Consider the following 19,298-nt stretch of genomic DNA (forward strand, 5'->3'; position numbering starts at 1 on the left):
CATATGAGCACAGCCTGGATCGATCAGGCGCTTTGGTGCCTGGAGCGCCAACAGCCTGTCGTGTTGATCAGCGTGGCCTCGATACGGGGGTCCGCCCCGCGTGAGGCCGGTGCCAAGATGCTGGTTTCAGCAGGCCACCAATGGTTGACCATTGGGGGTGGACAGCTGGAATGGCAGGCCACGCACCTGGCGCGTGCCCAGTTGCAGGATGCCGGGCACGCGGACCGCTGGGTGCGGGACATCCCGCTGGCGGCTTCGCTGGGGCAGTGTTGTGGCGGGCTGGTGACGCTGATGTTCGAACACCTGCGCGAGAGCGACCGGGCCTGGCTGATGCAGGCGCGCCAGCGCCTGTGCCAACAGGAAGCCTTCGAGCGCGAAGTCGGCGTCGGTGGCCCTGAGCTGGCGTCCTGGGTGCATCTGCAGGACAGCACGTCTGCCTCGCATCCCCGCGATCGTTTTCAGGCCAGCCGCCTGCTGGACATGGCCGATGCGCGCGGCTGTCCGGTCTTGACCGAGCCGCTGGTGCCGGACGCTTTGCATGTCGTGGTGTTCGGGGCTGGGCACGTGGGGCATGCGCTGGTGAATATCCTGGGGACCTTGCCGTGCCGGGTCACGTGGGTGGACGCCCGCGATGATTTATTCCCGGATCAGGTTGCGCCCAATGTCACCATCGAGGCCACGGATACCCCCGAGGCCGTGATCGATCAGGCTGCGCCCGATAGCTGTTATCTGGTGATGACACACGATCATGCGCTGGATCAGCATTTGTGCGAACAGGTGATGAAGCGCGACGATGTGGCCTATCTGGGCCTGATCGGATCGGCCACCAAATGGCATAAGTTCAAGCAGCGCTTTGCGGCGCGAGGCATTGCACCGGATCGCTATGCCCGCATTACCTGCCCGATTGGCGAGCCCGGCATCGAGGGCAAGCAGCCTGCCGTGATTGCCGTTTCGGTGGCGGCGCAACTGATGCGCCTGCGCACGCAGATGATGCATCGGCTGGCCGCCATGCAGGATGAAGCCGCTACCGCCACTCTTTAAATATCCCGAATTCGTGCTGGCGCACAGCCAGCCATCAAAAATATCCCCGAAGGAGACACCCATGACCTCGTCGTCAAACACCCCCGCTGTGCCTGACGTTCAGGCTTACCGTGCCCAATTGCTGTATTTCCGCGACACCCCCAAGGCCGAGGACGAGGCCTGTGAATGGATTCGCGATGGTCTGCTGGTGGTGCGCGATGGCCGCATCGAACAATGCGGCGAATACGATCAGCTGGTGCGGGATCTGCCACCCGGCATGGCGGTGCACGACTGGCGCGGGCGTCTGATCACACCGGGCTTCATCGATACGCACATTCACTATCCGCAGACGGACATGATTGCCTCGCCGGCCCCCGGCCTGCTGCCCTGGCTGGAAACCTATACTTTTCCCACCGAGCGGCGTTTTGAAAACCCGGAGTACGCCCAGGAGGTCGCCAAGTTCTTCCTGGATGAATTGCTGCGCTGCGGCACCACGACCGCGCTGGTGTATTGCACCGTGCACCCAGGCTCGGCCCAGGCTTTCTTCGAAGAAAGCCACGCCCGCAATCTGCGGATGGTGGCGGGCAAGGTCATGATGGACCGCAACTGCCCGGAATATCTGCGCGACACCGCCGAAACCGGCGCTCGCGACAGCGAAATGCTGCTGCAGCGCTGGCATGGCACGGGCCGTCAACTGTATGCCCTGACGCCGCGCTTTGCACCGACTTCCACCCCGGAACAGCTAGGCCGTTGCGGCGAGCTGGCCCAGCGCTATCAGGACGTATTCATCCAGTCGCATGTGTCCGAAAATCAGGACGAGGTCAAATGGGTGATGAGCCTGTTCCCCGGCCATCGCAGCTATCTGGATATTTATGATGACTATGGCCTGCTGCGTCCGCGGTCGGTGTACGGCCATTGCGTGTGGCTGGACGATGATGATCGCCGCCGTATGCGCGATGCCGGGGCAGTAGCCGCACATTGCCCCACGTCGAACCAGTTTCTGGGCAGCGGCCTGTTCGACTTTGCTTCGGCCAGTGATTTCAATATGCCGGTGACCTTAGCCACCGATGTGGGGGCGGGCTCGTCGTTTTCCATGCTGCAGACCATGAACGAAGCCCATAAGGTCGCCCGCCTGTCCGGCCACCACCTGACCGCCCGGCGCATGTTCTGGCAGGCCACCCAGGGGGCAGCCAAGCACCTGGGCCTGACCGGCCAGATCGGCACCCTGGAAGCCGGCGCGGAGGCCGACTTTGTCGTACTGGATCCCAAGTCCACCCCGCTGCTGGAGCGTCGCACTGCGCGTGCGGAATCCCTGGAAGAGCTGTTGTTTGCCTTGGCGATGCTGGGCGATGATCGGGCGGTTGCCGCGACTTATGCAGCGGGGCGGGAAGTGCATCGGCGGGTTGCTTAGGTCGATCAGCACAAGCCAATATCCACTTATTTCGAGCCATAAACACCTCCGTCGAGTAGACATTATCTAGTACAGATTCGGAACTGTGGTTAGCCGAGGCATAAACTACACCGGCAGGATGTTGCCCAGCGATGCATGCGGGCGGTATTCGTTGTAATCGATCAATCACTGGCAGGTAATGGTTTGTGCCTGTTGCAGGTTTGCAAACAGATGTGCATCGAGCGCTTCTGTTCGTGGAGTCCTTGCGGGTGGTTCGGCGCGCAGCAGCCATTATGAGCCTGATCCAGCCAGCGAAGATGAACGGGCATGATCCGTGTATGCCTATCTGAAGGATGTAATCACGCGCTTGCCGACGCATTCGAACGGCCGGATCGAGGAGCTGCTGCCCCATCTATGAGCACCAGAAACTGCTGGCTAAATGACGAACGGCCGTTCGCGTGGCGGTTCGTCACTGTGTATTTCCCCTGTGCTTACGGGCTATACTACTATGAACAGCCAAACATCAAGCAGCAGGCGTAGGAAGATGGCATACCACTGAAAGTTGACTTAGTCAAGTTAATGCGTTATTCAGTCATTTTTGATAAACTCGCTGGTTGATTGGAGAGAAAACGATGCGGACGCTGGTACTTGACAAAGCTTCTTGGGCGACACGCTCCGAGGTTACGCGTGGTGTAATTCAAGATGTCTGGGGGTGTATCTCCGATCTAGCCGATCAATATCCGGATTTCCACCAATGGTTCGAGCAGAAAGTTATTCCCGGAATACGCATTGGTGAGAGAACTCTCTTGGTCGAATATAGGAGCGGTAAGATCGCAGGACTAGTGGTTCTAAAAGAAACTGACGAGGAGCAAAAGCTATGCTGCCTGCGGGTGATGGAAGATTTCCATTCAACCGGTTTGGGTATACGGCTCTTCGAGAGGTCCTTTGAACTGCTGAATAACGACAAGCCACTGCTTAGCATTTCAGATACGCGTTTTCCATCATTCGTGCGCGTATGCCACTATTTTGGCTTTCGGTTAGAACAAGAATTGACAGGCCTCTACCGACCTGGTCATACTGAGTATGTTTTTAATGGTGTGCTATCCGACAACCGGCATGAAAGGGAGCTTCACATCCCACACTATCAGGGCACACTCTCAAAATTGGCCCCACCAGCGGTCGAGATTGTTTTTCAGCCTTCTCGCGTTTTGCTTCGCCCAGGTTAATAGGTTTCGTGCGGATTGAGCATCAACATGGATGATCAGCACTGGCACTGACAAAAATATCATCCACAACATCCACGGGTATGACAGTATCTCGGCGTATACGCTCTCAATGAAATGTAAATTGCTACCCCGTGTAGCAATAAAACCCGAATGTATTACGCTCCAGATGGCGCTACCAAAAGCTCCCAACCAAAGCATCAGGGCCACGAACTTATAAGACTTCATGGTGGACGAGGCTGTTCTCACAAAACGACCTAATGCGACCAAATCTTTGACTGATTGATTTTCATTTTTTCCAGACGCACTCCATTGATAACCCAAATACCCTTTGATGGTCTCATCCTGTCGATTGCTTACTCCCGGTAAACCCAAGTAGTAATTCCAAATCGCTTCGTCCTCAAGCGAACGACACCCTTTATAGTTCTCGCTGTGAAAAGGAAGCTCGGTATCCCGAGAAACAATAACAAAAACATGGATTTTAGAGATTTTTGGGAACTTCAGAGTAGGGTCATGTAAGAGAATTTCGTCAGGCACTCCTCTTCTTACATTCACGCGCAGATCTAATAAATGTGTTATTGAACTGGAGCTCAGAAGATTCCGATCTTTAGGGTGGAACTCAGTAATGAAAACTGCACGAGGAACATCGCGAAAACGTAGGCGCATGTAAGCTCTGTCCATGATTTCAGTCTCTGAGGTTGACTTTACTTCCTTTGGAATAGAGATATTTACTCGCGTAAGAGAGTAATCACCGGCTACGATCTCCTCTAACTCAATTCCATTAGCACTCAGACGTAATAAAGTAAATTTAGTCTCTGATTCCCCAGACCCTAAAGTCACATGTGCGATATTTTCGCTGGAAGCACTCCTATATGATACTGACTCATTAAAGACCGCCGTTAGCAACTTCTCGTTGTCAAGTTTGCCCCCAAGGTCAATGACACTTCCATGTCGCAATGTCCAAGGAAGATCGATCACGACCTTCCCAACGCGTTGAATATTATGAATCATCATGCCAAGGTCAAGATAATGGCCCCCCCTCAAGTCCCAGAGGTTGACATGCAAGTCCGCCTTTGGATGATGGTCCTTGGAATCGGTTGTATTGGGCTGAGCATCTTCAAACCTAACGATGATCCCAGAGAATGGATACATCATATTCTTGTAAATGTGAAATTCTGTGGGGCACTGCCAATACCTAAATCCTCAATGGTTATGCCCTCTACGCGCCTAATGTTTTCTAGGCATATATAGTAGATTTTATCTCTCCCACTGATATATTGAAGATATGTGTTTTGAGAAATGCCTGCTTGCTCACAGAATTTTCTCCATCCATAATTCACATCTAAATATTCTGTCTTGCCCACAGTTGACTTCCCCACAATGCGGCCACCAGAACCCTTTTCGCAAAACCATATATCTTGGATGGGTGTAGAGGTCCAGCGTTTTCTTAATTCGATTTTTTTTCTCACCAACCAAAATTCTATGGAGGTGGATTTTATCGACTGTTATAACAACATCACGCTTTTTATTCAAACCACGTCTCTCATGAGCTTTGGAAGTGCTTATCTATTATGCCCTTCAAAGTATTAAATTTGATAACGAATCGATCTAAATATATAGGGTTGAAACCTTGATGCCACATCATTCCTGGCCGCCACCCTTCCCCGCCTGTCAGAATAGTTGGAGCATCTACCGATGTTAGAGTCTGGCGCTCGAACCCGGAGCATAGAGAAGGTTCTCAATGAGATATTCACCCGAAGCGCCAACGGTACCCTGCGAGTATTATCGTCCACATCGGGGTAGCCCGGCTCCAGTTCCTTCTTCGCTGCCGTCTCGTAGTTATCGGAGAGATAGCGCAGGAACAGGAAGGACAGCATATAGTCGCAGAAGTCGTCCGCGCCCATCGCCCCGCGTAGTTGGTCGGCGATGCTCCAGAGGGTGTTGTCCTGTTGTTTTTGCTTGATTTCGGTCATTTCTTGGAGCGTCGTTTGATTTTGGTTTCCAGCGCTTGGAGGTCGGCCTCGTCCTGCCGGTCGGCTGCGATGGCTTCCGCCCGTTTGCGGTCCTGGTCGAATTGGAGGTAAAGCTCGCTCGTGCGCGCTTGCATCTGCTCATGACGGATGGTTCCGGCGTGCGTGAGCAGAGGGAAGCCGTTGGACGTGGTGATTTGGTCCACATTCTGCTTCCAGAAGGCCATGCGTGTCTCCCGCTTGCTTTTGGCTCGCAGTTCGGCGGTTTCCAGAAAGATGACCACTAGCCGGTTCAGCGTGTCGACCTCGTCTTCGGTCAAGTAGTTCTTCGCCACCACAATGTCTGCCTTGCGCACCTTGTCGCCCTTCCAGGCGAGCAGGCCAAAATGTGGATCAGTCGGGTTTGCCCGGGCGGTGATGAGTTCAGCGGCGGTCTTTTGCGTTACGGCAAAGATCAGTTGATTCTGCACCGTGGCAAAGAAAACCTGCGTAGCCTTGTCTGTCTTGTCGTAGTCGCTAGAGAGCGCAAAGAGGTCACGCACCTTTTGGTAGAACCGCTTCTCGGAGGCCCGGATGTCCCGGATACGGGCCAGCATCTCGTCGAAGTAATCCGGGCGGCCGTCTGGGTTTTTCAGCCGCTCGTCGTCCATCACGAAGCCCTTGGTCAGGTACTCTTTCAGAACGGTGGAAGCCCAGAGACGGAACTGTATGCCGCGTGGTGATCGCACACGATAGCCTACAGCCAGGATGGCGTCGAGGCTGTAAAGCATGACGGGGCGCTGCACCTCGCGTTCCCCCTCGATTTGAACTACCGAGGATTCCTCGGTAGTTGTTTCCCTGCTCAGTTCGCCATCCTCGAAGAGGTTCTTCAGGTGCAGACTCACATTGTCCGTGCTGACGTCAAAGAGCTGGGACATTTGCCGCTGCGTCAGCCAGACGGTTTGGTTCTTTGCCCGCAGTTGGATCTGGCTACGCCCGTCTTCGGTGGTGTAGAGAATCAACTCATTCATGGCGCAGGAGCTCCTTTCTTGGCGGCAGGTTGAGGAAAAATTTCGAGCAGCTCGAACTGGTAACGCTGCAAGAACGCATCCAATATCTGCTTGAGCAGTCGCTTGTTGCCCTCCGCCAGTTCCCAGGGCTGATAAAGGGTATAAGCCTCGTGGCTCATGAGGTTGAGTGCTCGGGCATAGGGAAAGGACGTACGTTGGCTATAGGTCAAAAGGTAATACGCGAGGTGGATTGCTATGTATTATGCCCGTTGGGATGGCCATCGTCTTGGACTGCTGCGACTGCGCAGCCATGAGCTGGTCGGCGACCACCGTCGGCCATAGTGGCGACGTGGTGCGCAATGTAATGTTGGCGGCGCTGGAACACCGGTTCGGTAAAGTGGACCCCGGAATCGAGACAGCGGTTTAAGCTGTAATCCGAGGAGGAAAGCAGCGTGACAGAGGTTAAGAAACGCAAGGTTCACAGCGCAGAATTCAAGGCGAAGGTGGGCATGGAAGCGATCCGCGGGGAGAAGACGCTCAACGAAATAGGACAACAGTACGGTGTGCATCCCGTGGTGGTCAGCCAGTGGAAGAAGGCAATCCAGGAACAGGCAGCCACGCTGTTTGCCAGCAAGCGTGGCCCAAAGCCTGCAGAGCACGCCGACGAGGACCGCTTGTACAGCGAGATCGGGCGCCTGAAGATGGAATTGGATTGGCTCAAAAAAAAAGTCCGGACTATGAACGCAGACGTACGGATGAACTGGGTCATGCAGGACACGTCCCTGCCGATTACTCGCCAGTGCGAGCTCGCGCAGGTGCCCCGGGCAACTTTCTATGGCCGCAGGCCCGCCAATCTGGCCAGTGATGAAGACTTGCTGTACATGCGGCTGATCGACGAGGAGTACACCCGCCACCCGTTCTACGGCAGCCGCCGCATGGTGGTATTTCTGCAGCGTGGGGGCCACGAAGTGAACCGCAAACGGGTGCAGCGTCTGATGCGCGTCATGGGCCTGGCAGGTATGGCGCCGGGTCCGGCAACCAGTCATCCACACCCCCAGCACAAGATCTATCCGTACCTGCTGCGAGGTTTGCAGATCGTGCGGCCCAATCAGGTCTGGAGCACTGATATCACCTATATCCGGCTGGCGCGTGGGTTTGTCTACCTGGTGGCTGTCATCGACTGGTACTCTCGACGGGTACTGGCCTGGCGCATCTCCAACAGCATGGACACGGCGTTCTGCGTGGACTGTCTACAGGAAGCATTGGATCAGCATGGATGTCCGGAGATCTTCAACAGCGATCAGGGTTCTCAGTTTACGAGCGAGGCCTTCACCGGCGTGCTTAGAGTTGCCGGGATCGCCATCAGCATGGACGGGCGTGGGCGTGCGCTGGACAACATCTTTGTGGAACGGCTCTGGCGTAGCCTCAAGCACGAGGACATCTACCTGAAGGGCTACAGTACGGTGGCTGAGCTCACGCTCGGACTGGTCGAATACTTCGCGTTCTACAACGGCGAGCGGCCCCATCAGGGACTGGGAAACCGCACTCCTGACGAGGTCTATGCCGATGGTATTGGCGGCGGCGCCAGGATTGCTAATCACTTTGACCGGGACGGAAATCCTTCCAGCCCGGTCGCATCGGGGCAGCGCCGTTCGGCTGCAGTAGAAGCAATGGATTTAGCTTAAACCCGGATGAAATCTGTCTTGACAGATGGGTCCACTTTACGGCAATGCTGGCCGATGGGCCCGCATCTATTGTGATCGAGGAAGGGGAATAAGCACGTCACACAGGGTTGCTTGCCAAGCAGCGCCCGCCTAAAGCGGCCATTCTTCAATCACCTGGACAAAGCGCGTCAGCCAGGCGTTGGTTTGCTGGCCGTCCAGCGCACGGTGGTCGATGGTCAGCGAGACATATGCCATGGGGCGGATCTGTATCGTATCGACCCCGTCGATTTCGCGCACGACTACGCGCTTTTCGACTTTGCCCACGCCCAGGATGGCGGATTGCGGCTGGTTGATGATGATGGGGGCGGCAAACAAAGAACCCGATGTCCCATGATTGGAAATGGTGAAGGTGCCGCCTTGCACGTCCTGGCGGCTTAATGTGCCCTTGCGTGCCCCGGTCGTGATGTCCTGCAGGCGGCGGGCAATGCCCGTCAGAGAGGCTTCTTGGGCGCGGTGGATGACAGGGACGATCAGGCCGTCGTTATCCAGAGCAATGCCGATGCCGATGTGGATGTCGTCGAAAATTTCCAGGCCGTCGTCTGTGCCAGCGGCTGTTGATGGCGGGGACTTCGCGCATGGCGACAACGCTGGCGGCCACCAGGTAGGCGGTATAGGACAGATGGATGCCGTTGGCCGCAAAGACCGCCTTGTGGTGCTCACGGTGGCGGATGATGCGGCTCCAGTCGGCTTCGAAAACGGCGGTGACGTGTGGCGCAGTGGCGACGGAGGTTGCCATGTGCCTGGCAATGGCCTGCCGCATCGGGGTGTGCGGCACGATGCGTGATCTGCCCGGCCGGGCGATTGTCCCCGAAGGGGTTGTCGTCGGCGGGACTGGTGGTGTGGCCTTTGGATGGGGGGCGGGTGGTGATGATTGACCTGCCTGTTGCTGCGCGTAGGCTGTCTGCATGTCGGCGCGGGTGACCCTGCCTCCGCGTCCTGTTCCATGGACAGTCGCCGGGTCAATGCCGAATTCCTGGGCGGCATGCCGGACGGCGGGCGAATGGCGCATCAAGGCCTGGGGGCTGAATGGGCTGTCATCCGTCGATGACGCTGCACAGGACTGCAGGGTGGGTGCCGTGGAGGCCTCGGCTGTATCGTGTGCTGGTGTTTGGGTGTCGGTGGCGTCGGTGTCGATGCGCCCCAGGATGGCGCCGGTGGGGACATCCGCCCCCACCGCCAGCAGGATTTCAGTCAATCGGCCCTTGGCGGGCGAAAAGACTTCCTGTGAGACCTTGTCGGTTTCCAATTCCAGCAGGGGTTCATCCAGCTCGACGGGGTCGCCAAGCTGTTTGACCCAATGGGCCACGGTAGCCTTGGTGCCTTCTTGTTCGGCGGGAGCCGTGATGTCGATGAGATGGCTCATGTTTAAAACCTCAGCAGTTCGACCATTTTGTTGCGGATGCGCTGCACGGAAGGCACGGCCCAATCGAGCATGGCAGGGGTGTGCGGGCTGGGAATATCCGGCATCGTCAGCCGGGATACGGGGGCATCCAGCGCCATAAAGGCTGCGTCAGCGACCACGGCGGCAATTTCGGCACCGAAACCCGCCGTGCCCAGGTCTTCGTGCACAATCAGGCAACGCCCCGTTTTGCGTACCGATGCCAGCACGGCTTCGTGATCCCAAGGCATCAAGGTGCGCAAGTCCAGGACATCGGCGGCATATCCTTCGGCGGCTTCTTCGCAGCGCGGCACCATCGCCCCCCACGTCACGATGGTGATGTCGTCGCCTTCGCGGCATAGGTGGGCCTTGCCAAACGGCAGCGCGTAGTCGTCGCCTGGGTAGGGCCGCCGCGCCCAGCTGTGATCCAGCATGGCGCGGTGTTCAAAAAAGATGACGGGATCGTTTCCGCGCAGGGCGCTGCGCAACAGGCCCACGGCATCGGCGGCGTTGGATGGCACAGCGACTTTCCAGCCTGGTTGGTGCACAAAGGCGACTTCGTTGGTTTGGCTATGGGACGGGTCGCCACATTTAAAGAAGCCGCCTGGGATGCGCACCACGATGGGTGCCGCACAGCGGTTGTTGGTGCGCCAGCGGATGGTGGCGCAGTCGTTCAACTGCTCGGTGGCCGGTTCGGCGTATTTGCGGAATTGGATTTCTGGCACAGGCACCAGGCCTGCCAATGCCATGCCGACGGATCGGCCGATGATGCCTTCTTCGGACAGCGAGGTATCGAATACGCGGTTTGCACCATATTTTTGCTGCAGGCCCAGCGTCACGGCGTGTGCCCCGCCCTTGGGGCCGATATCTTCGCCCAGCAGCACGACCCGATCGTTGATGGCCAGTTCGTGATCCAGTGTTTTGCGGATGGCGGTGACCATATTGATGCGTTGACCCCCGGTTTGTGCCTGCTGGGTGCTGGCCGGGGCAATATAGCCATGGGCATATTGCCCGCCCATTTGTTGCAGTTCTCCTTCGTCGAAACGGTAGCGCAGTACGCTTTCGGGATCGGCCAAGGGGCGAGCTTCGGCCTGCTGGCGCGCCTGTTCGACCTGCTCTTTGGCCCGTGCGGCCAGGGCCTGCCAGGTAGATTCGGACAGGATGTTGGGCACCAGATGATGCTTGAGCTTAGGTAAGGGATCGCGCTGCCATTCTTTTTGGATGGTGTCGGCGTCTTTGTAGCTTTGCGTGTCTTGGAAACTGTGGCCCTGCAGACGCGGGACAGTCAATCGCAGCAGGACGGGCGCACGGTGTTCTCGGACGTGCTGGACAGCGGTTTGAATCAGGTGGGCGGCTTCTTGGGGGTCGGTGCCATCGCCGTCGTAAAGGGTCAGGCCCTGCCAACTGGCCAGGTTGGCGGCGATGTTGCCGCCAGGGGTCTGGGTGGTGGATGGGACGGAAATACCATAGCCATTGTCTTCGATATAGAACAGCATGGGCAGTTGCTGTGTGGTGGCGATGGTCAGAGCCGACCAGAAGCCGTTGCTGGCGACGGACCCGTCGCCGCCCAATACGACGGCGATATCGCTGGCGTAATCCATGTTGCCCAGATGTTCGGTGTAGTAGTGGATGGCTTGTGCCCAGCCGGCTGTCGGCGTGTACTGGACACCCACCCCGCCGGACATGGGCAGGGCGCTGGCACCATTAGGGTTGGGATAGTTGAAGACGACGCCGATGTCGCGCCCGTCGGAATATCCGCCGGCGCGGCCCATGGCCGAGCCCAAGGCATCTGCGGGGTCTACACCCAACGCCAGCAGCAGCGGGCGCGAGCGGTAATAGCCACTGGCGGCATCGTGCTGACCGGTCAGTTGCAGGCCCAGCAGGATTTGGGCCATATCGTGGCCCCGGGCTGAAAACTGATAGAACATCTGTTTGCCTGGGATCAGCGAGGTTTCTTCCAGATGATCCATTTCCCGTGAAAGCAGGGTCAGATAGGCGACCTTTTCCCAATCGATTGCTGTCACAGGCGACGGGTCAGGGGCGTGTTTGGATATCGCCTGTAGCATGTCTCCACCTTTTTAATTAAAGATTTATTGATGGAAATCCTATCACGATGAAATGGTTGAATTATTCCAATTTTCACTGGTTTTGATCTAATATTGAAATAATTATTTCACATTAGGCCAAACTTATGGAAAACCCTGATCTGGATCTGATCGATCGCAGCATTGTGCGCATCCTGCAGCGTCAGGCCGATATCGGCCAGGCCGCACTGGCGGAAAAGGTCGGTGCCTCGCCGACATCATGTTGGCGGCGCATCCGCAGGATGGAGGCCATGGGGGTGCTTGGGCCTGCCGTCCGGCTGGTGGACCCTGGTGCCGTCGGGCGGGACTTGAACGTCTTTTGCCATATCCGGCTGAAAGAACACAACCGGCACATCCGTCGGGAATTCGAGCACTTCATCGAAAGCCATGAAGAAGTGATCGAATGCTATTCGATGTCGGGCGAATGGGATTATCTGTTGCGGGTGGTGGTCAAAGACATGCGCGGCTACGAACGCCTGCTGATGGAACATTTTCTGATCCACGAGGCGGTGGCGACGTCTTCATCCAGCTTTGCGTTGAAGCAGGTTAAATACACTACTGCGCTGCCGATTTAATTCGGCAAGCGATGTTGGCATGGTTTTAAATGCTGTCTTTCAGCCCTAAAGCCAGCTGGAGTTCCTGACGGGATGCGTCTGCTTTCAGGGCTGCAATCACCTTTACAACTTCCGGGGTGACTTCCGGGGTGCGTAGTGTCAGGGTGACGCCTTGGTGTTGCTTTGCCATTGTGGCGGAGGCAGGCCTTTCCGGGAGACATCTATTCGTCACAAAGTCCTGCCATAATCAGGTATGGAAAAATTCATGGATACTGCGCGTCCGACGCGCCTGCCCCCGTTGGTGCCCTTTGCCAGCTTTGACAATGCTGACGCTGCCGTCGACCAATTGATTGCGCTGTATCAGCGCAATACCACTTTTATTCGCGAGGCTTTTCGCGAATACATTGCCGGTAATCTGGTTGTTGGTCAGCGGGTGCGCGCGTGCTATCCCGCGATCCGCATCCGCATCAATACCTACCCGGAAATCGACAGCCGCCTGTCCTACGGCCATCTGGTCGAGCCCGGCGTCTACATGACCACGATCACGCGACCGACCCTGTTTCGCGATTATTTGCGCGAACAAGTCCGGCTGTTGCTGCGCAACCATCAGGTGCCGGTCGAGATCGGTGAATCCGATCTGCCCATTCCGCTGCACTTTGCCTTTCCGGAAGGCGAATACGCTCAGGGCGAATATTCCGAGGTCCCCGGCCATACGTTGCGCGACCATTTCGATGTGCCGGATCTGGTCGTTACCGACGATGCCATCGTCAATGGCACCTGGCGTGGCCGCGCCAACCAGCCCCGCCCGCTGGCGCCATTCACTGGCCCGCGCATCGACTATTCCCTGCAGCGCTTGCAGCACTACACCAGCACATCGCCTGCGCATTTCCAGAATTTCGTGCTGTTCACCAACTATCAGTTCTACGTGGATGAATTCGTCAAATGGGCCAAGGAGTCCCTGGCTGCCGGGACGGGCGGCTACACCGAACTGATCGAGCCCGGCAATCACGTCGTCACCCGGGAAACTGTCGGCCAACAGGCGCCGGATCTGGCGTTTACACCGCAGATGCCGACCTACCACCTGAAGCGCGACAGCCACACCGGCATTACCCTGATCAATATCGGGGTGGGGCCATCCAACGCCAAGACCATCACCGACCACGTGGCGGTGCTGCGGCCTTCGGCCTGGCTGATGCTGGGGCATTGCGCGGGCCTGCGCACCACCCAGCGCCTGGGCGATTACGTGCTGGCCCATGGCTATGTGCGCCAGGATCATGTATTGGACGATGACCTGCCTTTGTGGGTTCCGGTGCCGCCGCTGGCCGAAGTCCAGGTCGCTTTGGAAGACGCGGTGGCCGAGGTCGCCGGGCTGTCGGGCTGGGAACTGAAAAAAATCATGCGGACCGGCACGGTAGCGACCATCGATAACCGCAATTGGGAACTGCGCGACCAACAGGAGCCAGTGCTGCGCTTGTCGCAATCCAGGGCGATTGCACTGGACATGGAATCCGCTACCATCGCGGCCAATGGCTTCCGGTTCCGGGTGCCATATGGCACATTGCTATGTGTTTCGGACAAGCCTTTGCATGGGGAACTGAAGTTGCCCGGCATGGCCAGCGCGTTTTACCGCACTCAGGTCAACCAGCACCTGCACATCGGCATCCGGGCGTTGGAGCGCTTGCGCGACATGCCCAGCGAACGTCTGCATTCGCGGAAATTACGCAGCTTTATCGAAACGGCATTCAAGTAAAAAATCGATCACGGTAGACTGCTGGTTTGCGGCCATGCGCCGCCCAGCAGAATCCGGGAATCATCATGGCCTTGCGTGCCACTATCTATAAAGCAGAATTGAACGTGGCCGACAACGACCGCGGGTATTACGGCAGCCATGCCGTCACGGTGGCGCGGCATCCCTCCGAGACTGACGAGCGCCTGATGGTGCGCCTGTTGGCCTATGCGCTGTGGGTACAGGCCGACGAACGGCTGGTGTTTACGCGGGGCCTAAGCGATGCCGACGAGCCTGCGCTGTGGAACCTGGACCTGACCGGGGCGGTGCAGCAGTGGGTCGAGATCGGCCTGCCCGATGAGCGTCGGCTTCTGAAGGCCTGTGGCCGCGCCGATCAGGTGATGGTGCTGGCTTATGGACGTGGGGTCGATGTCTGGTGGGCAGGGGTGCAGCATAAAGTTGCCCGGGCCAATAATCTGCAGGTATTTTCCCTGGATGCCGAGGCGACTAAAACGCTGGCGGCGCTGGCGGATCGAAACATGAGCCTCAGCATCAATATCACCGATGGCAGCGCCTGGGTGTCTTGCGAGCGGGGTGATGTCAGTCTGGATGTGTACCGCTTGCGGGAAGCGGGCCGGGCGTCCTGACTGGGCCTGCTTGCCGAGGTGGCCAATACAGCTGGTAGTCGCGGCTTATTCCAGCAGCATTTTCACCGAGATCACCGTGGCCATGACGACCATCAGGATGCGAATCAACTGGTGGCCTTTTTTGACAACCAGGCGGGCACCGATGGTGCCGCCTATCCACTGGCCTGCCAGCATGGGCAGGCCGTAGGCCCAGATGATGTTGCCATGCAGGGCAAAGAAAATCAGCGCGGCCAGGTTGCTGCACAGATTCAGCAATTTGGCATGCGCCGTTGCCTTGACCAGGTTCATGCCTAGCAGCGTGACGCAGGAAATGGCCAGGAACGTGCCAACGCCAGGGCCAAAAAATCCATCGTAAAACCCCAGCAGAGGAGCCACTGTGGCGGCATAGGCCACCACGCTCAGCCGCTCTTTGTGATCTTGCGCCCCGACCTTGGGCGTGAGCAGAAAATAAAGCGCAAAGCCAATCAGCAACACCGGGATGATTTGCTTCAGGTGGCTGCTGTCGATGAGGGTCAGGGCGATGCCACCGAAGAGCGACCCTAGAAATGTCCCCACCATCATCCAGCGGCAGCGGGCCAGGTCAAGCTGTCTGATGCGCAGGAAATGCAGGGTGGCCGCCGCCGATCCGGCGATGCCGCCGACTTTGTTGGTGGCGATTGCGGCGCCAGGCGGCAGCCCCACCGCCAGCAGCGCCGGAATGGTGATCAGCCCGCCGCCGCCCGCGATGGCATCGATGATGCCGGCAAGCAGAGAGGCGAAGAACAGTAAGGCAGCAACGTCGAAGGTGATTTCCATGGAGCTGCCGACGGTGGGTCAGATTTGTGGGGCGTCAATGAATGTGGTGAGCAGGTCCAGGAATGCCTCGGGCTGTTCGAACGGCGCCAGGTGACCGCTGTCCAGTTCGGCGTAGCGGGCGCCGGGGATGGCGTCCGTCAGGGCACGGGCGTGTTCTTTGGGGACCATGGCATCGTGTGCGCAGCCGATGACCAGGGTGGGCGCCGTGATGCGCGGCAGCAGCGCACGGATGTCCAGGCGCATATCGAGCATGATCTGGCGGATGATGCCTTCCCAGCGGTTGGACACGACAACGGCATCGGCCCATTGCGTCAGTTGGGTCTCGTCCATGCGATCAAGAAAAGCGGGGCTGAAGCCGGTCAGCAGGATCAGCCGGGCGAAGTCGTGTGGATCGTTGCGGATCAGATTGAGCCAGAGTTCGGATTGCATCTGCATGCGGGGGGTCTTGGCCATGGGAAAAACCCGCGAGCAGGGTCAGGGAACGAACACGGCCAGGATGCGTGGCAGCAAGCTGCGCCGCCACGCAGGCACCCAGCGAAAAGCCGACCAGATCGAAGCGGTCAGCACCTGCCGCCTGGGCTGCCGCCAGCACCTGGGCCGCCAGCAAGTCCAGGCTTAGTTCCCCGGCTGGGTCGGTGGTTTCGCCCGAGCCGGAGTAATCGGGCCGCACCACCATGCGATGGGTGGCCAGGGGGTCGACCAGGTGCGCCCAGTTGCTATCCAGATTGCCGCCGGTCCCCGCGACCAGCACCAGCGCCGGTCCCTGACCGTTGACGGCATACGTGACGTGTGTATCAAGGACTTTGACGACGGGCATGCGGGATTCCGTTTTGGATAGGTAATGGGATTGGAGCCTGATTATCGCTTGGCGATGTCTGCCTGGGCTTGCTTGACCAGATCAGGGCCGATTTGCTGGGCCCATTTGTCGAACACTGGCTGGGTGACCTTGGCGAAGGTAGCGATTTGTTCCGGTGACAAGGCCGTGACGGTGACGCCATGGCTTTCGATTTCCTTCAGCAGGGAATCATCCGTGTTGGTGACGCCTTTGCGGGCAATCACGATTTCCTTCTGGCCGGCCTCGAGGGCGGCTTCGCGCACGATTTTCTGATCGTCCGGGGTCCAGGAATTCCAGACATCCTGGTTGACCACAAAGACCAGCGGATCGGCCACGTAATTCCACAGGCTGAGGTATTTCTGCCCCACGTCATAGAGTTTGGCGCCAGCATAGATGGACAGGGGGTTTTCCTGACCGTCCACGGCACCACTGGCCAGGGCCGGTTGAGCGTCGGCCCAGCTCATTTGGGTGGGGTTGGCCCCCAGCGCCGTGAAGGTATCGATATACAGCGGCGAACCCACCACGCGCAGCTTCATGCCCTTGATGTCCTCGGGGGTTTTGACCTCGCGCACCGAATTTGAAAGCTGGCGGTAGCCGTTCTCGCCCCAGGCCAAGGGCACCACGCCTTTTTTGGACAGGATGTCGAATAGCTGTTCACCGACCTTGCCTTGGGTCAGGGCGTCGATGGCGGGGTAGTCCGGCATCAGGAAGGGCAGGGAAAACAGATTCAGTTCCTTGACCTGCGGCGACCAGTTGATCGTGGAGCCGATGGCCAGATCGATCACGCCTTGGCGGATCGCCGTGAATTCGCGGGTCTGGTCGCCTTGTACCAGCGAGGTGCCTGGATAGACTTTGATGTTGATGCGCCCATCGGTGCGTTCGCGCACCAGATCGGACCAGATCACCGCCCCCTGGCCCCAAGGGAAGTTCGTGCCTACCACGATGGAGAGCTTGTATTCGGATTTGTAGTCGGCTGCCTGGGCGGAAAATGCCGTGGCCAAGGCTGTCACGGACAGGGCAGCGGCCCCGATGAATTTCATGATACGCATGGTTGAAGTCTCCTCGGTTGAAAAAATCAGATCAATATCCCAGATAATGCGGCAGCCACAGGGCAATCTGCGGAAACACCACCACCAGCACCAGCGTGGAGAGCATGCCCGCCACCATCCATAATACCCAGGGCACGGTGGTTTCCATCGGAATGCCGGCGATCTTGCTGGATACCATCAGGTTGACGGCCACCGGCGGGGTGAACTGGCCCACTGCCACCATCAAGGTCAGCACCACCCCCAGCCACACCATGTCCCATTGGAAGGCCATGGCGACCGGCTGGATCAGGGGCACGAAAATCAGGAAAATCGAAATGCCGTCCAGGAACATGCCTGCCACGATCAACAACAGGATCAAGAGTGTCAGCACGCCATACTGGCCCAACCCCGAATGGACGATGGCATTGGTGATGGGATCGATAATGGACAGCGTGGATAATGACCAGGCGAAAATCCCCGCCAAGGTCACGATCATCATGATGACGGCCGACAATTCGCCGGCTTCGCGAAAGATCGGGAACAGGTCGCGCCAGCCCATGGTGCGGTGCACAAAAAGCCCGATCAACAAGCCATAGAAGACCGCGACCACTGCCGCCTCGGTGGGGGTGAAATACCCCATGCGCATACCGCCCAGGATAATCACCGGCGCAGCCAGGCCAGGGATGGCCTCGAATAGGCTGCGCCAGAACGGCGGACGTGGTTCGAGGCGGGATTGTGCGCCCATTTTATGGCGCCGGGCCAGCCATACCGCCGGGATGATCAGCCCGATCCCGGCCAGCATGCCGGGCAGCATGCCGGCGGCAAACAGGGCGGGCACAGAGGCCTGCGGCACCAGAATCGAATACACAATCATGGCGATGGACGGCGGAATCAGGATGTCGGTGGCAGCACCGGCCGCCACCACGCTGGCTGAATAGGCCCGCGGATACCCGGCGCGGGTCATGGCACCGATCATGATGGCGCCCACCGCCGCCGCGCAGGCTGGGCCGGAGCCGGAGATGCCGCCCAGAAACATGGCCACGGTGATGGTCACCACTGCCAGCATGCCCGGGCCGTTGCCGGTGATGGATTGCGCCAGGCGCACAAGCTTTGCCGCCACACCCGAGCGATCAAAGATGGAGCCCACCAGCACGAACATGGGGATCGCCAGCAGCGGATATTTCGCCAGGCCGGCATAAAAGCTTTGAGACACGGCCATCAGGCCGAACCAGTGTGTATCAACGTTGGCCAGGGCGATGGCCAGCGTGCCTGCGCCCCCCAGAGCCACGGCGACGGGGACCCCCACGGCCATCAAGACGGCAAACAGGCCAAACAGCAGGGCGGCAATCATGCGACAGCCCTCCAGGTGCGGTGCAGCATGCCCAGCAGGCGCAGCGTAATCACGCCGGAGAGCACCGGCAGCCACATGGAATACCACCAAGTGGGCACGCCGATGGCCGGCGAGGTGTCGCCCCAGTTGAATTCATCCAGCGCCATGCGGCCCAGCAAGACCGTCAGGACAATGAAAAACAGCAGACAGATGGCGTCGCTGGCCAGCGCAAAACGGCGCTGCCTGTCGGATGGCCCTTTATCGGCCAGCAGTTCGATACGGATGTGCAGGCGTCGCACAAAGGCAGATGAACCGGCGCTGAGGGTCAGCACCACCAATAAAAAAACCGAGATTTCCTCGGTCCAGGCAAAAGATTCGCTGGTCAGATAGCGCACAATGACATTGCCCAGTGTGATGCAGGCCAGCAGCGCCAGACTGAGCACAGTCAGCCAGTCTTCGAATCGTAGCGACACGCGCACGGGCGGATCGGCTGGCGGGGTATCGGATAGCAGGAGGTTTGGGTCGCAGGGGGTGTGATCGGGCATGAGAGTCGGCAAGGAAAACAACAGCCAGCTGATACTAGCGCGGAATTGTGGCCTTGCCTG

The 19,298-nt window shown here is 58.3% G+C and carries 20 protein-coding genes and 2 pseudogenes; 8 read left to right on the top strand and 14 right to left on the bottom strand.

The window, feature by feature from the left end:
* The first annotated feature begins 3 nt into the window (after positions 1 to 3).
* The 4 genes and pseudogenes from xdhC to VDP81_RS15350 all read left to right on the top strand — a co-directional run bounded on the left by xdhC (position 4) and on the right by VDP81_RS15350 (position 3,636).
* Positions 4 to 1,041, top strand: coding sequence for a xanthine dehydrogenase accessory protein XdhC (gene xdhC, locus VDP81_RS08000; RefSeq protein ID WP_323011997.1), 1,038 nt, complete (start codon positions 4 to 6; stop codon positions 1,039 to 1,041).
* Positions 1,042 to 1,102: 61 nt separating this feature from the next.
* Positions 1,103 to 2,431: a guanine deaminase gene (gene guaD, locus VDP81_RS08005; RefSeq protein WP_323011998.1), complete on the top strand. Its 1,329-nt coding sequence runs from the start codon at positions 1,103 to 1,105 to the stop codon at positions 2,429 to 2,431.
* A 227-nt stretch (positions 2,432 to 2,658) separates the two neighbouring features.
* Positions 2,659 to 2,828: pseudogene (locus VDP81_RS08010) on the top strand (transposase domain-containing protein); the annotation flags it as partial.
* A gap of 214 nt (positions 2,829 to 3,042) precedes the next feature.
* Complete coding sequence (locus VDP81_RS15350) at positions 3,043 to 3,636, top strand: GNAT family N-acetyltransferase (RefSeq protein ID WP_416233218.1); 594 nt, start codon at positions 3,043 to 3,045, stop codon at positions 3,634 to 3,636.
* Here the strand turns inward: VDP81_RS15350 and VDP81_RS08015 are convergent.
* The 4 genes and pseudogenes from VDP81_RS08015 to VDP81_RS08030 all read right to left on the bottom strand — a co-directional run bounded on the left by VDP81_RS08015 (position 3,568) and on the right by VDP81_RS08030 (position 6,771).
* Positions 3,568 to 4,788: a hypothetical protein gene (locus VDP81_RS08015; RefSeq protein WP_323011999.1), complete on the bottom strand. Its 1,221-nt coding sequence runs from the start codon at positions 4,786 to 4,788 to the stop codon at positions 3,568 to 3,570. The genes VDP81_RS15350 and VDP81_RS08015 overlap by 69 nt on opposite strands.
* Before the next feature lie 608 nt (positions 4,789 to 5,396).
* A pseudogene (locus VDP81_RS08020) lies at positions 5,397 to 5,606 on the bottom strand (type I restriction-modification system subunit M N-terminal domain-containing protein); the annotation flags it as partial.
* Complete coding sequence (locus tag VDP81_RS08025; protein WP_323012000.1) at positions 5,603 to 6,613, bottom strand: virulence RhuM family protein; 1,011 nt, start codon at positions 6,611 to 6,613, stop codon at positions 5,603 to 5,605. The gene VDP81_RS08025 and the pseudogene VDP81_RS08020, both read right to left, overlap by 4 nt.
* On the bottom strand, positions 6,610 to 6,771 hold the full coding sequence (locus VDP81_RS08030) for a hypothetical protein (protein ID WP_323012001.1): 162 nt from the start codon (positions 6,769 to 6,771) through the stop codon (positions 6,610 to 6,612). Before VDP81_RS08030 ends, VDP81_RS08025 begins: the two co-directional genes overlap by 4 nt.
* 273 nt (positions 6,772 to 7,044) lie before the next feature.
* Between VDP81_RS08030 and VDP81_RS08035 the strand changes: the two genes are divergently transcribed.
* Positions 7,045 to 8,277 carry an IS3 family transposase gene (locus VDP81_RS08035; RefSeq protein WP_322994855.1) on the top strand — a complete coding sequence of 411 codons (1,233 nt, stop codon included), beginning with the start codon at positions 7,045 to 7,047 and terminating at the stop codon, positions 8,275 to 8,277.
* A gap of 129 nt (positions 8,278 to 8,406) precedes the next feature.
* On the opposite strand, the gene VDP81_RS08040 is transcribed toward VDP81_RS08035, so the two are convergent.
* Genes VDP81_RS08040 through VDP81_RS08050 form a run of 3 tightly spaced genes read right to left on the bottom strand, consistent with a single transcriptional unit; the run spans position 8,407 to position 11,718 of the window.
* Positions 8,407 to 8,901, bottom strand: a complete 495-nt coding sequence (locus VDP81_RS08040; protein ID WP_323012002.1) for a 2-oxo acid dehydrogenase subunit E2 — start codon at positions 8,899 to 8,901, stop codon at positions 8,407 to 8,409.
* On the bottom strand, positions 8,798 to 9,679 hold the full coding sequence (locus tag VDP81_RS08045; protein WP_323012003.1) for a 2-oxo acid dehydrogenase subunit E2: 882 nt from the start codon (positions 9,677 to 9,679) through the stop codon (positions 8,798 to 8,800). Before VDP81_RS08045 ends, VDP81_RS08040 begins: the two co-directional genes overlap by 104 nt.
* A 2-nt stretch (positions 9,680 to 9,681) precedes the next feature.
* A complete protein-coding gene (locus tag VDP81_RS08050) occupies positions 9,682 to 11,718 on the bottom strand; it encodes an alpha-ketoacid dehydrogenase subunit alpha/beta (protein WP_323012004.1) in 2,037 nt (678 codons plus the stop codon).
* 167 nt (positions 11,719 to 11,885) lie between these two features.
* On the opposite strand from VDP81_RS08050, the gene VDP81_RS08055 reads away from it, so the two are divergent.
* The gene (locus VDP81_RS08055) at positions 11,886 to 12,353 is read left to right on the top strand and encodes an Lrp/AsnC family transcriptional regulator (RefSeq protein WP_322995832.1); all 468 of its coding nucleotides are present in this window, start codon (positions 11,886 to 11,888) and stop codon (positions 12,351 to 12,353) included.
* Positions 12,354 to 12,378: 25 nt separating this feature from the next.
* On the opposite strand, the gene VDP81_RS08060 is transcribed toward VDP81_RS08055, so the two are convergent.
* The gene (locus VDP81_RS08060; protein WP_322995833.1) at positions 12,379 to 12,522 is read right to left on the bottom strand and encodes a hypothetical protein; all 144 of its coding nucleotides are present in this window, start codon (positions 12,520 to 12,522) and stop codon (positions 12,379 to 12,381) included.
* Between the two features lie 75 nt (positions 12,523 to 12,597).
* Here VDP81_RS08060 and VDP81_RS08065 point away from each other — a divergent pair, with 75 nt between their 5' ends.
* Both VDP81_RS08065 and VDP81_RS08070 read left to right on the top strand, forming a co-directional pair.
* On the top strand, positions 12,598 to 14,082 hold the full coding sequence (locus VDP81_RS08065; protein WP_322995834.1) for an AMP nucleosidase: 1,485 nt from the start codon (positions 12,598 to 12,600) through the stop codon (positions 14,080 to 14,082).
* 65 nt (positions 14,083 to 14,147) lie between these two features.
* Positions 14,148 to 14,705: a YaeQ family protein gene (locus tag VDP81_RS08070; protein WP_323012005.1), complete on the top strand. Its 558-nt coding sequence runs from the start codon at positions 14,148 to 14,150 to the stop codon at positions 14,703 to 14,705.
* Positions 14,706 to 14,750: 45 nt separating this feature from the next.
* Here the strand turns inward: VDP81_RS08070 and VDP81_RS08075 are convergent, their stop codons facing one another.
* The 6 genes from VDP81_RS08075 to VDP81_RS08100 are packed head-to-tail and all read right to left on the bottom strand — an operon-like array spanning position 14,751 to position 19,238.
* Complete coding sequence (locus tag VDP81_RS08075; RefSeq protein ID WP_323012006.1) at positions 14,751 to 15,500, bottom strand: TSUP family transporter; 750 nt, start codon at positions 15,498 to 15,500, stop codon at positions 14,751 to 14,753.
* Positions 15,501 to 15,518: 18 nt separating this feature from the next.
* Positions 15,519 to 15,953 (bottom strand): alpha/beta fold hydrolase, encoded by a 435-nt coding sequence (locus VDP81_RS08080; protein WP_323012007.1) that lies wholly within the window; start codon positions 15,951 to 15,953, stop codon positions 15,519 to 15,521.
* The gene (locus VDP81_RS08085; RefSeq protein WP_323012008.1) at positions 15,835 to 16,317 is read right to left on the bottom strand and encodes an alpha/beta fold hydrolase; all 483 of its coding nucleotides are present in this window, start codon (positions 16,315 to 16,317) and stop codon (positions 15,835 to 15,837) included. Before VDP81_RS08085 ends, VDP81_RS08080 begins: the two co-directional genes overlap by 119 nt.
* A gap of 41 nt (positions 16,318 to 16,358) precedes the next feature.
* A complete protein-coding gene (locus VDP81_RS08090; protein WP_416233219.1) occupies positions 16,359 to 17,384 on the bottom strand; it encodes a DctP family TRAP transporter solute-binding subunit in 1,026 nt (341 codons plus the stop codon).
* A gap of 31 nt (positions 17,385 to 17,415) precedes the next feature.
* Positions 17,416 to 18,714 (bottom strand): TRAP transporter large permease, encoded by a 1,299-nt coding sequence (locus VDP81_RS08095; protein WP_322995838.1) that lies wholly within the window; start codon positions 18,712 to 18,714, stop codon positions 17,416 to 17,418.
* Positions 18,711 to 19,238, bottom strand: a complete 528-nt coding sequence (locus VDP81_RS08100; RefSeq protein ID WP_322995839.1) for a TRAP transporter small permease — start codon at positions 19,236 to 19,238, stop codon at positions 18,711 to 18,713. The genes VDP81_RS08095 and VDP81_RS08100 overlap by 4 nt, the downstream gene beginning before the upstream one ends.
* Positions 19,239 to 19,298 lie beyond the last annotated feature (60 nt).

This window comes from Castellaniella sp., assembly GCF_034675845.1.
Taxonomy (GTDB): Bacteria; Pseudomonadota; Gammaproteobacteria; order Burkholderiales; family Burkholderiaceae_B; genus Castellaniella.

What these genes read in the sequence shown, in the direction of transcription:
- xdhC (WP_323011997.1), top strand. Translation starts at nt 4, where the DNA reads ATGAGCACAGCCTGGATCGATCAGGCGCTTTGGTGCCTGGAGCGCCAA.
- guaD (WP_323011998.1), top strand. Translation starts at nt 1,103, where the DNA reads ATGACCTCGTCGTCAAACACCCCCGCTGTGCCTGACGTTCAGGCTTAC.
- VDP81_RS15350 (WP_416233218.1), top strand. Translation starts at nt 3,043, where the DNA reads ATGCGGACGCTGGTACTTGACAAAGCTTCTTGGGCGACACGCTCCGAG.
- VDP81_RS08015 (WP_323011999.1), bottom strand. Translation starts at nt 4,788, where the DNA reads ATGATGTATCCATTCTCTGGGATCATCGTTAGGTTTGAAGATGCTCAG.
- VDP81_RS08025 (WP_323012000.1), bottom strand. Translation starts at nt 6,613, where the DNA reads ATGAATGAGTTGATTCTCTACACCACCGAAGACGGGCGTAGCCAGATC.
- VDP81_RS08030 (WP_323012001.1), bottom strand. Translation starts at nt 6,771, where the DNA reads ATGAGCCACGAGGCTTATACCCTTTATCAGCCCTGGGAACTGGCGGAG.
- VDP81_RS08045 (WP_323012003.1), bottom strand. Translation starts at nt 9,679, where the DNA reads ATGAGCCATCTCATCGACATCACGGCTCCCGCCGAACAAGAAGGCACC.
- VDP81_RS08055 (WP_322995832.1), top strand. Translation starts at nt 11,886, where the DNA reads ATGGAAAACCCTGATCTGGATCTGATCGATCGCAGCATTGTGCGCATC.
- VDP81_RS08060 (WP_322995833.1), bottom strand. Translation starts at nt 12,522, where the DNA reads ATGGCAAAGCAACACCAAGGCGTCACCCTGACACTACGCACCCCGGAA.
- VDP81_RS08065 (WP_322995834.1), top strand. Translation starts at nt 12,598, where the DNA reads ATGGATACTGCGCGTCCGACGCGCCTGCCCCCGTTGGTGCCCTTTGCC.
- VDP81_RS08070 (WP_323012005.1), top strand. Translation starts at nt 14,148, where the DNA reads ATGGCCTTGCGTGCCACTATCTATAAAGCAGAATTGAACGTGGCCGAC.
- VDP81_RS08075 (WP_323012006.1), bottom strand. Translation starts at nt 15,500, where the DNA reads ATGGAAATCACCTTCGACGTTGCTGCCTTACTGTTCTTCGCCTCTCTG.
- VDP81_RS08080 (WP_323012007.1), bottom strand. Translation starts at nt 15,953, where the DNA reads ATGGCCAAGACCCCCCGCATGCAGATGCAATCCGAACTCTGGCTCAAT.
- VDP81_RS08085 (WP_323012008.1), bottom strand. Translation starts at nt 16,317, where the DNA reads ATGCCCGTCGTCAAAGTCCTTGATACACACGTCACGTATGCCGTCAAC.
- VDP81_RS08090 (WP_416233219.1), bottom strand. Translation starts at nt 17,384, where the DNA reads ATGCGTATCATGAAATTCATCGGGGCCGCTGCCCTGTCCGTGACAGCC.
- VDP81_RS08095 (WP_322995838.1), bottom strand. Translation starts at nt 18,714, where the DNA reads ATGATTGCCGCCCTGCTGTTTGGCCTGTTTGCCGTCTTGATGGCCGTG.
- VDP81_RS08100 (WP_322995839.1), bottom strand. Translation starts at nt 19,238, where the DNA reads ATGCCCGATCACACCCCCTGCGACCCAAACCTCCTGCTATCCGATACC.